Origin of the sequence: Streptomyces spectabilis (assembly GCF_008704795.1) — a bacterium.
Lineage (GTDB): Bacteria > Actinomycetota > Actinomycetes > Streptomycetales > Streptomycetaceae > Streptomyces > Streptomyces spectabilis.
In genome coordinates, this window is sequence record NZ_CP023690.1 from 4199186 (window position 1) to 4212772 (window position 13587).

At 72.9% G+C, this 13587-nt stretch carries 11 protein-coding genes; 6 read left to right on the plus strand and 5 right to left on the minus strand.

The window, feature by feature from the left end; translation table 11 throughout:
• Nucleotides 1–25: 25 nt before the first annotated feature.
• Both CP982_RS18115 and CP982_RS18120 read right to left on the minus strand, forming a co-directional pair.
• Nucleotides 26–541 carry an ATP-binding protein gene (locus CP982_RS18115; RefSeq protein WP_150511491.1) on the minus strand — a complete coding sequence of 172 codons (516 nt, stop codon included), beginning with the start codon at nucleotides 539–541 and terminating at the stop codon, nucleotides 26–28.
• 344 nt (nucleotides 542–885) lie between these two features.
• Nucleotides 886–1254 carry an STAS domain-containing protein gene (locus CP982_RS18120; protein WP_030672612.1) on the minus strand — a complete coding sequence of 123 codons (369 nt, stop codon included), beginning with the start codon at nucleotides 1252–1254 and terminating at the stop codon, nucleotides 886–888.
• A gap of 259 nt (nucleotides 1255–1513) precedes the next feature.
• On the opposite strand from CP982_RS18120, the gene CP982_RS18125 reads away from it, so the two are divergent.
• Complete coding sequence (locus CP982_RS18125) at nucleotides 1514–2479, plus strand: RNA polymerase sigma factor SigF (RefSeq protein ID WP_372503379.1); 966 nt, start codon at nucleotides 1514–1516, stop codon at nucleotides 2477–2479.
• A gap of 93 nt (nucleotides 2480–2572) precedes the next feature.
• On the opposite strand, the gene CP982_RS18130 is transcribed toward CP982_RS18125, so the two are convergent.
• Both CP982_RS18130 and CP982_RS18135 read right to left on the minus strand, forming a co-directional pair.
• Nucleotides 2573–3934 carry an APC family permease gene (locus CP982_RS18130; RefSeq protein ID WP_150511493.1) on the minus strand — a complete coding sequence of 454 codons (1362 nt, stop codon included), beginning with the start codon at nucleotides 3932–3934 and terminating at the stop codon, nucleotides 2573–2575.
• Nucleotides 3935–4039: 105 nt separating this feature from the next.
• Nucleotides 4040–5428 carry a type III PLP-dependent enzyme domain-containing protein gene (locus tag CP982_RS18135; RefSeq protein WP_150511494.1) on the minus strand — a complete coding sequence of 463 codons (1389 nt, stop codon included), beginning with the start codon at nucleotides 5426–5428 and terminating at the stop codon, nucleotides 4040–4042.
• Nucleotides 5429–5545: 117 nt separating this feature from the next.
• Between CP982_RS18135 and hutU the strand changes: the two genes are divergently transcribed.
• The 4 genes from hutU to hutI all read left to right on the plus strand — a co-directional run bounded on the left by hutU (nucleotide 5546) and on the right by hutI (nucleotide 11221).
• Nucleotides 5546–7204, plus strand: a complete 1659-nt coding sequence (gene hutU / locus CP982_RS18140; RefSeq protein ID WP_150511495.1) for a urocanate hydratase — start codon at nucleotides 5546–5548, stop codon at nucleotides 7202–7204.
• Between the two features lie 62 nt (nucleotides 7205–7266).
• Nucleotides 7267–8469 carry an allantoate amidohydrolase gene (locus CP982_RS18145; protein WP_150511496.1) on the plus strand — a complete coding sequence of 401 codons (1203 nt, stop codon included), beginning with the start codon at nucleotides 7267–7269 and terminating at the stop codon, nucleotides 8467–8469.
• Nucleotides 8466–9815, plus strand: a complete 1350-nt coding sequence (locus CP982_RS18150; RefSeq protein WP_150515556.1) for a formimidoylglutamate deiminase — start codon at nucleotides 8466–8468, stop codon at nucleotides 9813–9815. Before CP982_RS18145 ends, CP982_RS18150 begins: the two co-directional genes overlap by 4 nt.
• Nucleotides 9816–10051: 236 nt before the next feature.
• Nucleotides 10052–11221, plus strand: a complete 1170-nt coding sequence (hutI, locus tag CP982_RS18160; protein ID WP_150511498.1) for an imidazolonepropionase — start codon at nucleotides 10052–10054, stop codon at nucleotides 11219–11221.
• 11 nt (nucleotides 11222–11232) lie between these two features.
• Here hutI and CP982_RS18165 read toward each other — a convergent pair whose 3' ends face one another.
• On the minus strand, nucleotides 11233–12066 hold the full coding sequence (locus tag CP982_RS18165) for a MurR/RpiR family transcriptional regulator (protein WP_150511499.1): 834 nt from the start codon (nucleotides 12064–12066) through the stop codon (nucleotides 11233–11235).
• A gap of 116 nt (nucleotides 12067–12182) precedes the next feature.
• Between CP982_RS18165 and CP982_RS18170 the strand changes: the two genes are divergently transcribed.
• Nucleotides 12183–13583 carry a purine-cytosine permease family protein gene (locus CP982_RS18170; RefSeq protein ID WP_150511500.1) on the plus strand — a complete coding sequence of 467 codons (1401 nt, stop codon included), beginning with the start codon at nucleotides 12183–12185 and terminating at the stop codon, nucleotides 13581–13583.
• Nucleotides 13584–13587 lie beyond the last annotated feature (4 nt).

The following is a 13587-nucleotide window of genomic DNA, read 5'->3' on the forward strand; positions in this document are numbered from 1 at the left end:
TGGGTAACCCTTGCGGGCGCGGGCGCTAGCCCGGCGCCCCCAGCTCCGCCCACACCGTCTTGCCCGTCGCCCCGGGGGTCCGCACGACCCCCCAGTCCAGACAGAGCCGCTGCACGATGAACATGCCGTGCCCGCCGGGCCGCCCGGCCCGGTGCGGCGTGCGCGGCGCGGGCTGCCCCGCACCGCGGTCGGAGACCTCGATGCGCAGCACCTTCTTGCCGTTGTCGCAGGACAGCCAGAGCTCGTCGGGGCCCTCGGCGTGCAGGCAGGCGTTGGTCACCAGCTCGGAGACCACGAGCAGGACGTCCTCCGCCGCGGCACGCCGGTCGGCGGCGGCCGCGGGCAGCCAGCCCCAGGCGTGCAGCGCCTCGCGGGTGAAGTCCCGCGAGAGCGGCACCACGCCGCTCGCGCCGTCCAGGCTCAGCCTGCGGACCTGGCGGCCCCCGGACCCGGGGCCTGCCGCGTGCGCGGGAGCGTCCGCGACCGCGGCCTCCGGCTCCGGGCCACGGTCGCCCGGCGAGTAAGGCCGGGTGGCGCTCATCAGCACTTCACCTCACCGACAAGAGGACTCTGGACAAGTGACGGACCTCGGGAGCCCGACGGCGGGCCTGCTGCCCGCCCGGCCGCTCCTCGGCCGCTTGCCGTTTCTGACGTTTGATCCGACGTTGGTCTGCTGTGCGGTCCGGCGTCCGCCGGACGACGGCCGACTCCGGATTCAGGGTGACTTCTGCCCGGTCGAACCGGACGAACACCCATGGATTCGGTGGGAACCGTGTGACGCTGGTAACGCATTGATCACACAGCGGCAACTGACACATAACGCTTCACGTCATCCATCACATCGCCCCCCACACACCTCGTAATCCACTCGAAGAGAGGTCCGACTCAGTCAGCCAGCGCCGCTTCGAGCGTCTCGTGGACGGTGAAGACGGCGTCGGCCCCAGTGATCTCGAACACTCTGGCCACCACCGGCAGCATCCCGGCGAGATGCACCCCGCCCCCCGCGGCCTCGGCCTTGAGGCGGGCCCCGAGCAGCACGTTGAGACCCGTGGAATCACAGAACTCCAACCGTGAGCAGTCGACCACGAGGCGCGAGAAGCCCTCGTCGACGCAGCCCTCGAGCGGCTCGCGCAGCAGATCGGCGGTGTGGTGATCGAGCTCACCCGCCGGAGTCACGACGGCGCTGCGGCCCTCTTTTCGGACTTCGACCAGAAGTCGGCCCCTGTGTGCGCTGCCGACTGTCCCGCGGTCCATGCCGTCACTCTCTTCCGACCGTTGGGCTGTTACAGGCGCGCGCCGTGACGCGCGATGACGCCCCTGAACATTACGCCTTCCCTACGTTCCGGGGTACCCGAACATCCCCCTGAATTCGGACATTTCGCCACGCAACGCACTTGCGACTCCGCGCCGGAAGCGGGTAGGGGTAGAAGGGACACCACCCGACCCGGACGGCCATGGAGGCGCCGCACACCGCAGTGCACGTAGTGGCATCGGCAGCCATATGCCGAGAACGATGGAGGACACCATGTCACCCCGGCTCGACGAATCGCGTACTGACCAAGCGACGTCGACACCCCCGCCGAACCGCACCCGCACCACGATCCCCGGCCCCGCCGAAGAGGCGCTGCCGCCGGCCGCGACGGACCCGTCGCACACCGGTGAGCGGCCCGAGACACTCTCCGGGCTCCCCGAGATCCCCCCGTTCGACGAGGTGGGCCCCCTCGACGCGCGAGCCCTTTCCAAGACGCTCTTCGAGCGGCTCGACTCCCTCGAAGAAGGCACCCACGCCTACGCGTACGTACGCAACACCCTCGTCGAGCTCAATCTCGCCCTGGTGAAGTTCGCCGCCTCCCGGTTCCGCTCCCGCAGCGAGCCGATGGAGGACATCATCCAGGTCGGCACCATCGGCCTGATCAAGGCGATCGACCGCTTCGAGCTGAGCCGCGGCGTCGAGTTCCCCACCTTCGCGATGCCGACCATCGTCGGTGAGATCAAGCGCTTCTTCCGCGACACGTCGTGGTCGGTGCGCGTGCCGCGACGGCTCCAGGAGCTCCGCCTCGACCTCGCCAAGGCGGGCGACGAACTCGCGCAGCAGCTCGACCGCTCGCCGACGGTGGCCGAGCTCGCCGAGCGCCTCGGCATCTCGCACGACGAGGTCGTCGAGGGCATGGCGGCGTCCAACGCCTACACCGCGAGCTCGCTCGACGCGCAGCCCGAGGAGGACGACTCCGAAGGCGCGCTCGCCGACCGCATCGGCTACGAGGACCACGGCCTCGAAGGCATCGAGTACGTCGAGTCGCTGAAGCCGCTGATCGCCGACCTGCCGCCGCGGGACCGGAAGATCCTCTCCCTGCGGTTCGTGGCGAACATGACCCAGTCGGAGATCGGCGAGGAGCTGGGCATCTCCCAGATGCACGTCTCCCGTCTGCTGTCCCGCACCCTCGTGCGACTGCGCCGGGGCCTGACGGTCGAGGAGTAGGGGGCCGCCGCCGCGCCCTCGAACGCCGGACGCCGGACGGGCTGGATCGTGCCGCTCGCGGCAGAGTTCCAGCCCGTCCGGCGTTCGCCTCTCCTACGCCCGAACGGTCATGGCCAGCTTGTTCACCGCCCACAGGGCGATGCCGATGACGAGGAGCACGCCCGCGCGGATGTAGACCTCGGCGGGGCGGTCGGCGAGCGGGCTCGCCAGGACGAGCGCGGTGATCGCGCCGAGCACGGGCAGGACCGTCGGCGCGCGGAAGTGGTCGTGCGCCACGGGGTCCCGGCGCAGCACCAGGACGGCGACGTTGACGACGGCGAACACGCACAGGAGCAGGAACGCCGTGGTGTCGCCGAGCCCCTCGATCTCCCCGGTGGAGACCAGGCCGATGGCCAGCAGGGACACGAACGCGATGCCCACGACGGGCGTGCGGCGGCCGGCCAGGACGCGGCCCATGGCGCGCGGCAGGATGCGTTCGTTGGCCATGCCGTAGCAGAGGCGGGACGCCATCATGATGTTGATGAGGGCGGAGTTGGTGACCGCGAACAGGGCGATGAGCGCGAAGAGTTTGTGCGGGAAGTCGACGCCGCCCGCCTTCACGACCTCCAGGAGCGGGCCGCTGGAGCCCTCCAGGGTCTCGTAGTCCACGAGGAGCGAGGAGACCAGGGCGACCAGGACGTAGATGGTGCCGGTCACCGCCACGCCGATGAAGATCGCGCGCGGGAAGGTGCGGGTGGGGTCCTTGGTCTCCTCCGCCATGTTCACCGAGTCCTCGAAGCCGACGAAGGCGAAGAAGCCGAGCGCGGTGGCGCCGAGGACGCCGGTGAGCAGGGCGTATCCGGTGCCGCTCGCCTCGAACTCGGTGAGGCGCGACGGCTCCCCGTCCCCCGTGAGCACGGCCCACGCGCCGATCGCGAGGATGATCAGCAGGCCGGTCAGCTCGACCACCGTCAGGACGACGTTCGTCTTCACCGACTCCGACACGCCCCGCAGGTTCAGCGCGGCGAGGGCGAGGATGAACGCGATCGCCACGAGCGTCGGCGGCAGGGCGTCGTCGGTCAGCTCGCTCAGATAGTCCCCGCTGAAGGCGCGGGCGGCCGCGCTCGCGGACGACAGGCCCGAGCACATCACCATGAACGCGATGATGAAGGTCAGGAAGGGGACCTTGAAGGCCTTCTGGGTGTAGAGCGCGGCGCCCGCCGCCTTGGGGTACTTGCCGACCAGCTCCACGTACGACGCGGCCGTCAGGATCGCCACGACGAAGCCGATGAGGAAGGGCAGCCAGAGGGCGCCGCCCACCTTTCCCGCCACCTTGCCGGTGGTGGCGTAGATGCCGGTGCCGAGGATGTCGCCGATCACGAAGAGGATCAGCAGCTTGGGGCCGAGGACCCGGCGCAGGCCGGGCTCCTCCTCGGCCGGGTGTGTGGTGCTACCGCTCGTTCCTGAAGTCGTCACACGAGCCTCCCCCGAACGTGACCGGGCACTTGGGAAGGATCTCTTGCCCGGGACACGCCGCGACGATGCCGGAGTTGAGGAACATCAGAGCCCTCGGCGCGGCCCTCACAAGCCGTCCAGCGCGTCCGGCACGCCGCCGCCCGCCTCCGCGACCAGCTCCGCCACCGGCTGCGGCGCCCGCACGGTGGCGAACCGGACCGTGCCGTCCGCCCGCGCGGCGAAGCCGTGGATCCCGGGCCGCGGGAGGCTGTTGTACGAGTAGTGCTGGGCGAAGTAGTAGGCGCCGGTGTCCAGGGCCGCCACGTGGTCGCCCGCTTCCAGGCGTGGCAGCGGGTGGTCGGCGGCGAGCAGGTCGCCCGCGAAGCAGGCCGGGCCCGCGACGTCCTGGCCGACGGCGGGCCCCTGCTTGGGACGGCCCTTGGCGTCGTACGCGGCGAGCCGCAGCGGCCAGGACTCGGGCGCGTACACCGTGCGGGTCGCCACCTGGACGCCCGCGTGGGTCAGCGCGATGGGGCGCCCGCCCGCCTCCTTGACGTACTCGACGCGGGCCAGCAGCACCCCTTGTTTGGCGAGCAGCGAGCGGCCGAACTCGGTGACCAGGCCGTAGCGCCCGTCGAGCAGGCCGGGGACGCGCTCCTTGAGCAGGCGCGCGTAGGCGCCGTGGGTCGGATCCGCCTCGTCGGACGCGAAGTTGACGGGCAGTCCGCCGCCGATGTCGAGGGTGTCGACCTGGCGGCGCCCGGCGCGGGCGTTGATCTCCTCGGCGAGTTCGTACACCGCCGCGACGCCCCGTACGAGCAGGTCGAGGGGGATGCCCTGGGAGCCGGTGTGCGCGTGCACCCGGGTCAGCCAGGGCCGGTCGAGGTAGGCCCGCACGAGCCACTCGCGGGCGCCTTCGTCGCGCAGCGGCACACCGAACTTGGAGGTCGCGGTCGCCGTGGAGAGCGCGCCGATGGAGCCCGCGCCGACCTGCGGGTTCACCCGCACCCCGAGCGGCGCGCCGGTGGGCGCCGAGCGCACCAGGGCGTCGATGCGGGCCAGCTCCTGCGAGTTGTCGGCGTTGACGGCGATGCCGAGGGCGAGCGCCTCGCGCAGCTCGGCGGGGGTCTTGGCGGGCGAGTCGAGGACGGTGTGCGCGGGCGGCACCCCGGCGGCGCGGGCGAGGGCCAGCTCGCCCGGGCTCGCGACCTCGGCGCCGATGCCCTCCTCGCGCAGCAGCCGCAGGACGGGCACCAGGGGCGTCGCCTTCACCGCGAAGGCGTGCAGGACGGGGGTGCCGGGCGGGGTGACCCCGGCGAAGGCGGCGCGCAGGGCGGTGGCGGCGGCGCGGACGCCGGTGACGTCGATGAGGCCGGCGAGCGGGTTCTCGGGGCTGACGAGACCCTGCTCGATCGCGGCGCGCACGGCCTGGTCGCGGCGGGCGGCGGCCTCCGCGCCCGGGGGACTGGTGGGATCGACGGTGGGGCCGGGAACCGTCGCGTCGTCGAGGCTCATGTGATCCACACAATCACCCGAGCGCCGCGCCCGCTGGCCCTACGGTGCTATTGACTAGAGCTATTCATCGGCCGAGGATGTGAATAACAAGGTCACAGCCCGGAGGAGGCACCCGCCATGTCAGGACCCCGCCCCGTACGAGCGCCGCGCGGCACCGAACTGAGCGCCCTGGGATGGCAGCAGGAAGCCGCCCTCCGCATGCTCCAGAACAATCTCGACCCCGAGGTCGCCGAGCACCCCGACAAGCTCGTCGTCTACGGCGGCACCGGCAAGGCGGCCCGCGACTGGCGCTCCTTCGACGCGATGGTGCGCACCCTGAAGACGCTCAAGCAGGACGAGACGATGCTCGTCCAGTCCGGCCGCCCCGTCGGCGTCATGCAGACCCACGAGTGGGCGCCGCGCGTGCTCATCGCCAACTCCAACCTGGTCGGCGACTGGGCGAACTGGGAGGAGTTCCGCCGCCTGGAGGCCCTCGGCCTCACCATGTACGGCCAGATGACCGCCGGTTCCTGGATCTACATCGGCACCCAGGGCATCCTCCAGGGCACGTACGAGACGTTCGCCGCGGTCGCGGCGAAGAAGTTCGGCGGCACGCTCGCCGGGACCATCACCCTCACCGCCGGCCTCGGCGGCATGGGCGGCGCCCAGCCCCTCGCGGTCACCATGAACGACGGCGTCGCGATCTGTATCGACTGCGACCCGCGCGCCATCGAGCGCCGCATAGAGCACCGCTACCTCGACGTGAAGGCCGACTCCCTGGAGCACGCGCTCCAGCTCGCCACCGAGGCCCGCGACGCCCGCCGCCCGCTCTCCATCGGCCTGCTCGGCAACGCGGCGGAGCTGTTGCCGCGCATGCTCGCCGAGGGCGCCCCCGTCGACATCGTCACGGACCAGACGAGCGCCCACGACCCGCTCGCGTATCTGCCGGTCGGCGTCGACTTCGACGACATGGCCACGGCCGCCGAGAAGGACCCGGCGGGCTTCACGCAGCGCGCCCGCGAGTCCATGGCCCAGCACGTCGAGGCCATGGTCGGCTTCATGGACGCGGGCGCCGAGGTCTTCGACTACGGCAACTCCATCCGCGGCGAGGCCCAACTGGCGGGCTACGAGCGCGCGTTCGCCTTCCCCGGCTTCGTCCCCGCGTACATCCGGCCGCTGTTCTGCGAGGGCAAGGGCCCCTTCCGCTGGGCGGCCCTCTCCGGCGAGGCCTCGGACATCCACAAGACCGACAAGGCGATCCTCGACCTCTTCCCGGAGAACGAGTCGCTGCACCGCTGGATCAAGATGGCGGGCGAGCGCGTCCACTTCCAGGGCCTCCCGGCCCGCATCTGCTGGCTCGGCTACGGCGAGCGCGACAAGGCGGGCGAGCGCTTCAACGACATGGTGGCCTCCGGCGAGCTCCAGGCCCCGCTCGCGATCGGCCGCGACCACCTCGACTGCGGCTCGGTGGCATCGCCGTACCGCGAGACCGAGGGCATGCGCGACGGCTCCGACGCCATCGCCGACTGGCCCCTGCTGAACGCCATGGTCAACGTGGCCTCCGGCGCCTCCTGGGTCTCCCTGCACCACGGCGGCGGCGTCGGCATGGGCCGCTCCATCCACGCGGGCCAGGTCAGCGTCGCCGACGGTACGAAGCTGGCCGGTGAGAAGGTGCGCCGGGTCCTCACGAACGACCCCGGGATGGGGGTCATCCGGCACGTCGACGCGGGCTATGAGTCCGCGGACGCGGTGGCCGACGACCGGGGTGTGCGCATCCCCATGCGGGAGGGCGAGTGACCGCCACCGATCGGCCTGCGGCCTCGTCCTCAAACGCCGGACGGGCTGATTCCTTCCAGCGCATGTGGGCCGATCTGAGCCCCATCGGCCGCGATGCCGAAACGGGCGGCTACCGCCGCTACGCCTGGACCGGGGCCGACGCCGACTGCCGCACCTGGTTCCAGGAGCAGGCGGAGAGTCGCGGTCTGGCGTACGAGACGGACCGCAACGGCAACCAGTGGGCGTGGCTCGGCGACCCGGCCGCGGGGGACGCCGTCGTCACCGGCTCGCACCTGGACTCCGTCCCCGACGGCGGCGCCTTCGACGGTCCCCTCGGCGTCGTCTCCTCCTTCGCCGCGCTCGACGAACTCCGCGCCAGGGGCGTGGAGTTCACCCGCCCCCTCGCCCTCACCAACTTCGGTGACGAGGAGGGCGCCCGCTTCGGCCTTGCCTGCGTCGGCTCCCGGCTCACTGCCGGGCAGCTCACCAAGGAGCAGGCGTACGAGCTGCGCGACGGCGACGGCGTACGCCTTCCGGAGGCGATGGAGGCGGCCGGGTACGACCCGTCCGCGATCGGCCCCGACCCCGAGCGGCTCGCCGGGATCGGCGCGTTCGTGGAGCTGCACGTGGAGCAGGGCCGGGCCCTCGACCTGTCCGGCGACGAGGTCGGCATCGCCAGCGCCATCTGGCCGCACGGCCGCTGGCGCTTCGACTTCCGCGGCGAGGCCAACCACGCGGGCACCACCCGCCTCGTCGACCGCCGCGACCCGATGCTGAGCTACGCGGAGACGGTCCTCGCCGCCCGCCGCGAGGCGGAACTCGCGGGCGCGGTGGCCACGTTCGGCAAGATCTCCGTCGAACCGAACGGCGTCAACGCCATCCCGTCCCTGGTGCGCGGCTGGCTCGACTCGCGCGCCGCGGACCAGGACACCCTCGACACGGTGGTGACGGCCGTCGAGAAGGCCGCCCGCGAGTACGCGGACCGGCACGGCGTCGACCTCGCCGTCGTGCGCGAGTCGTTCACACCGGTCATCGAGTTCGAGCACGCGCTGCGCGACGAGCTGGGCGCGATCCTGCGCGGGCGGACCGGCCGCGAAGTGCCCGTGCTCGGCACCGGCGCCGGGCACGACGCGGGCATCCTCTCCGCGTCCGTGCCGACCGCCATGCTGTTCGTCCGCAACCCCACGGGCGTCTCGCACTCCCCCGCCGAGCACGCGGCGGAGGACGACTGCCTCGCCGGGGTGCGGGCGCTCGCCGACGTACTGGAGGGCCTGGCGTGCCGGTGACGCACACGTACTGGGCAGAGCAGGCCTGGCTCGATCCGGTCGTGGAGCCCGGCGTGGCGCTCGACGTGGGCGCGGACGGGCGGATCGCCGCCGTCCGCACCGGCGTCGAGGCCCCGCCGCCGGGCGCGACGGTCCTGCGCGGCCTGACGATCCCGGGCCTGGCGAACGCCCACTCCCACGCCTTCCACCGCGCGCTGCGCTCCACCGTGCAGGTCGGCAGCGGCACGTTCTGGACGTGGCGCGAGGTCATGTACTCCGTCGCCGACCGGCTCACGCCCGAGACGTACCACGAGCTCGCGCGAGCGGTGTACGCGGAGATGGCGCTCGCGGGCGTCACGGCCGTCGGCGAGTTCCACTATCTGCACCACGCGCCCGGCGGCAAGCGGTACGCCGACCCCAACGCCATGGGCGAGGCCCTGATCGCGGCTGCCGCCGACGCGGGCATCCGCATCACGCTGCTCGACACCGCGTACGTGGCCGCCGGGCTGCGCGACGCCACCGAGGGCGAGCCGCCCAACCACCACCAGCTGCGGTTCTCCGACGGCACGGCCGAGGCGTGGGCGGAGCGGGCCGCGCTGCTCAAGGACCGCGAGCACGCCCGGGTCGGCGCGGCCGTCCACTCCGTGCGGGCCGTGCCCGCGCGGCAGTTGGGCACGGTGGTGGAGTGGGCCGCCTCGCGGGGCGTCCCGCTGCACGTCCACCTCTCCGAGCAGACCGCCGAAAACGAGGCGTGCCTCGCCGTGCACGGGTGCACGCCCACGCGGCTGCTCGCCGACCACGGGGCGCTCGGCGCGCGCACGACGGGCGTCCACAACACGCACCTCACGGACGCCGACATCGCCCTCATCGGCGGCTCGGGCACCGGCACCTGTATGTGCCCCACCACCGAGCGGGACCTCGCCGACGGCATCGGGCCCGCGCCCGCCCTCCAGCGGGCGGGCAGCCCGCTGTCCCTCGGCAGCGACAGCCACGCCGTGATCGACCTCTTCGAGGAGGCGCGGGCGATGGAGCTGAACGAGCGGCTCCGCTCGCATACGCGCGGGCACTGGACCGCGGCGGCGCTCCTGCGGGCCGCGTCCGCCGACGGGCACGCGGCGCTCGGCTGGGCCGACGCCGGGGCCCTGGCGCCCGGCGCGCTCGCCGACTTCGCCACGGTCGCGCTCGACTCCGTGCGGACCGCGGGGGCCGCGGCGCGGCTCGGGGCGGAGGTGGCGGTGTTCGCGGCGAGCGCGGCGGACGTGCGGCACACCGTGGTCGGGGGCCGCCACGTGGTCCGCGACGGCGCCCACACCCTCCTCCCCGACGTGCCGTCGTCCCTGGCCCGAGCGGTGGCAGCCTTGCACTAGCCCTCGCGGCGCGCCCCGGACCCGCCCCTTCCCGAACAAGGGGGCTCCGCCCCCTTGGACCCCCTTTTCGGCGCTCCGCGCCTCGTCCTCAAACGCCGGACGGGCTGGGTCTTCCAGCCTCTCCGGCGTTTGAGGAGCGGGGGTCTGGGGGCGGAGCCCCCAGGTCGGGAAGGGGCGGGTCAGGGGCGCGCCGCGAGGGCACCACCCGCACCCACCCACGAACAGGACACACCCCCATGACCACCACCGTCATCCGCAACATCGGCAGCCTCGTCACCAACGACCCCGCCCTCGGCCAGGGCCCCCTCGGGCTCGTCGAGGACGCGGCCGTCGTCCTGGACGGCGAGGAGGTCGCCTGGGTGGGCCCGGGCGCGCAGGCCCCGGCGGCGGACGAGGCGTACGACGCCGAGGGCCGGGCGGCCCTGCCCGGCTTCGTGGACTCGCACTCCCACCTCCTCTTCGCCGGCGACCGCACCCAGGAGTTCAACGCCCGCATGGAGGGCCGCCCGTACGAGGCGGGCGGCATCCGCACCACCGTGGCGGCGACCCGCGCCGCACCGGACGAGGCCCTGGAGGCGAACCTCGCCCGCTACCTCGCCGAGGCCCTGCGCCAGGGCACGACGACGTTCGAGACGAAGTCGGGGTACGGCCTGACGACCGAGGACGAGGCCCGCGCCCTGCGCATCGCGCGGCGCCACACGGACGAGGTCACGTTCCTCGGCGCCCACATCGTGTCGCCGGACTTCGCCGCAGACCCGGCGGCGTACGTGGCCCTGGTGACGGGCGAGATGCTGGACGCCTGCGCCCCGCACGCCCGCTGGATCGACGTGTTCTGCGAGAAGGGCGCCTTCGACGGCGACCAGGCGCGGGCGATCCTGACGGCGGGGAAGGCCAGGGGTCTGCACCCACGCGTGCACGCCAACCAGCTCAGCTACGGCCCGGGCGTCCAGCTCGCCGTGGAGCTCGACGCCGCGAGCGCCGACCACTGCACGCACCTGACGGACGCCGACGTGGACGCCCTCGCCCACAGCGGCACGGTGGCCACGCTGCTTCCGGGCGCGGAGTTCTCCACGCGCGCCGAGTGGCCCGACGCCCGGCGGCTGCTCGACGCGGGCGCGACCGTCGCCCTGTCGACGGACTGCAACCCGGGCTCGTCGTTCACGTCGTCCGTGCCGTTCTGCGTCGCGCTCGCCGTACGGGACATGGGGATGACCCCCGACGAGGCGGTGTGGGCGGCCACCGCGGGCGGCGCGGCGGCGCTGCGCCGCACGGACGTCGGCCGGCTCTCCCCCGGAGCCCGCGCCGACCTGGCGCTCCTGGACGCGCCGAGCCATGTCCACCTGGCCTACCGGCCGGGCGTACCGCTCGTCTCCGCGGTCTGGCGGCGCGGCGCCCGCGTCGCCTGACGGAGCGGGCGCTACTCCACGAAGAGGCCCCGCTCCGCCGCCCCCGCGTCGAACTCCTCCAGGCGTGCCTGCGCGTCGGGCAGCGCGTCGCACATGGCCTCAAGGAGCGCCCGGCCGAGCAGCATCGGGGCGCAGGCCGTGTCGAAGGCGAGGCCGGTGCCGACGGCGGCGGGCAGCAGCAGGTCGGAGTGCGCGGCCACGGGCGCGAAGGCGGAGTCGGCGACGGTGACGACGGTCAGGCCCGCGCCCTGGGCGTGGGCCAGGGCGTCCACGGCCTCGCGCGGATGCCGGGGAAGGGCGAAGCACAGCAGCACGGTGGCCCCGGCGCGCACGGCCGCGTCCAGGCGGTCGGTGAGCATGGAGCCGCCCTCGTCGAGCAGCCGCACGTCGGGGTGGACCTTCGCGGCGAAGTACGAGAAGCCGTAGGCCTGGGAGGCGGCGGCGCGCAGGCCGAGGACCGGCAGGGGGCGCGAGGCGGCCAGGAGGCGGCCCGCGCGCTCGACGGGCGCGGGGTCGGCGAGGACCGCCGCGAGGTGGCGCAGGTTCTCGATCTCGGCCTCTACGGCCTGCTGGTACTCGTTCGCCTCGGCGTCCTCCGGCGCCTCGGCCGGGGCCACGTCGCGCAGGTGCCGCCGCAGGGCCGGGTAGCCGTCGAAGCCGAGCGCGACCGCGAAGCGGGTCACGGACGGCTGGCTGACGCCCGCGAGTTCGGCGAGCTCGACGCTGGACAGGAAGGGCGCGTCGGCGGCGCGCCGCACCATGCAGTGGGCGATGCGCCGCTGCGTCGGCGTGAGCCGGTGCCCTTCGAAGAGCACCTGAAGCCGTGCCGCTGGACTGTCACTCATGCCGGACTCCTCACGCCGCTCCCGCTCTTGTCGCCACCCGACCATTGACAAAGTATTCAGCAAACCAGAACTCTGCATGACCATATACAGTCCGGCGAGACGAGGACCGGCGCACCATGACAGAGTCACCCAAGTCCCTGGTGGAGCGCCGCTCCATCGACGTCGTACCGGACGCGGAGCGGCACGGCCGCGCCTTCAGCCAGTTCACGCTCTGGCTCGGTGCGAACCTCCAGATCACGGCCGTCGTCACGGGCGCGCTCGCGGTCGTCTTCGGCGGCGACGTGGTGTGGTCCGTCGTCGGCCTGGCCCTCGGCAACGTCGTGGGCGGCGCCGTCATGGCCCTGCACTCCGCCCAGGGCCCCAAGCTCGGCCTGCCCCAGATGATCCAGTCCCGGGCCCAGTTCGGCGTGCGCGGCGCCGTCGTGCCGCTCCTCCTGGTCATCCTGATGTACGTCGGCTTCTTCGCCAGCGGCAGCGTGCTCGCCGGGCAGGCCACCGCCGAGCTGACGCACACCGGCGACACCACCGGGATCGTCCTCTTCGCCGCGGTCACGGCGGTGACGGCCGCGGTCGGCTACCGCGTGATCCACGTCCTCGGCCGGATCGCGAGCGTCGTCTGCGCGCTCGCCTTCGTCTATCTGGGCATCCGCCTCCTGGACCGCGTCGACCTCTCCGCCCTCCTCGCCGACGCCCGCTTCGACCTGCCGGTGTTCCTGCTCGCGGTCTCGCTCTCGGCCTCGTGGCAGCTGGCGTTCGGCCCGTACGTCGCGGACTACTCGCGCTATCTGCCGCGTACGACGTCGGCCCGCGCCACGTTCTGGTGGACGCTGTCCGGCTCCGCGCTCGGGTCGCAGTGGTCGATGACGTTCGGCGTCCTGGTGGCCGCGAGCGCGGGCGGGGTGTTCCTGGACGACCAGGTCGCGTACGTCGTGGAGCTCGGCGGCACCGGCCTGGTGGCCTCGCTCCTGTACTTCGTGATCGCGCTCGGCAAGCTGACCATCAACGTGCTCAACACGTACGGCGGCTTCATGTCGATGGTCACCAGCATCGGCGGCTTCCGCACCCAGAAGGAGATCTCGCCGCGCGGCCGGGCCGCGTACATCGGTCTGATCATGGTCGTGGGCACCACGGTGGCGCTCCTCGGCAAGGACAGCTTCCTGACGTCGTTCAAGGACTTCCTGCTCTTCCTTCTGACGTTCTTCACCCCGTGGTCGGCGATCAATCTGGTCGACTACTACCTGATCTCCAAGGAGCGGTACGACATCCCGGCCCTGTTCGACCCGCACGGCCGGTACGGCGCCTGGCGCTGGGACGCGCTCACCGTGTACGGGGTCGGCCTCCTGGCCCAACTCCCCTTCCTCGTCACGCACTTCTACACCGGCCCGCTGGTGGACCCGCTCGGCGGCGCGGACGTCTCCTGGATCGTGGGGCTCGTGGTCCCGGCCCTCCTGTACTGGCTGCTCGCCCGGCGCGCGCCGGCGACCGGGGGTCTCGCCCAGGACGGAATGGGGGGTTAGCCCC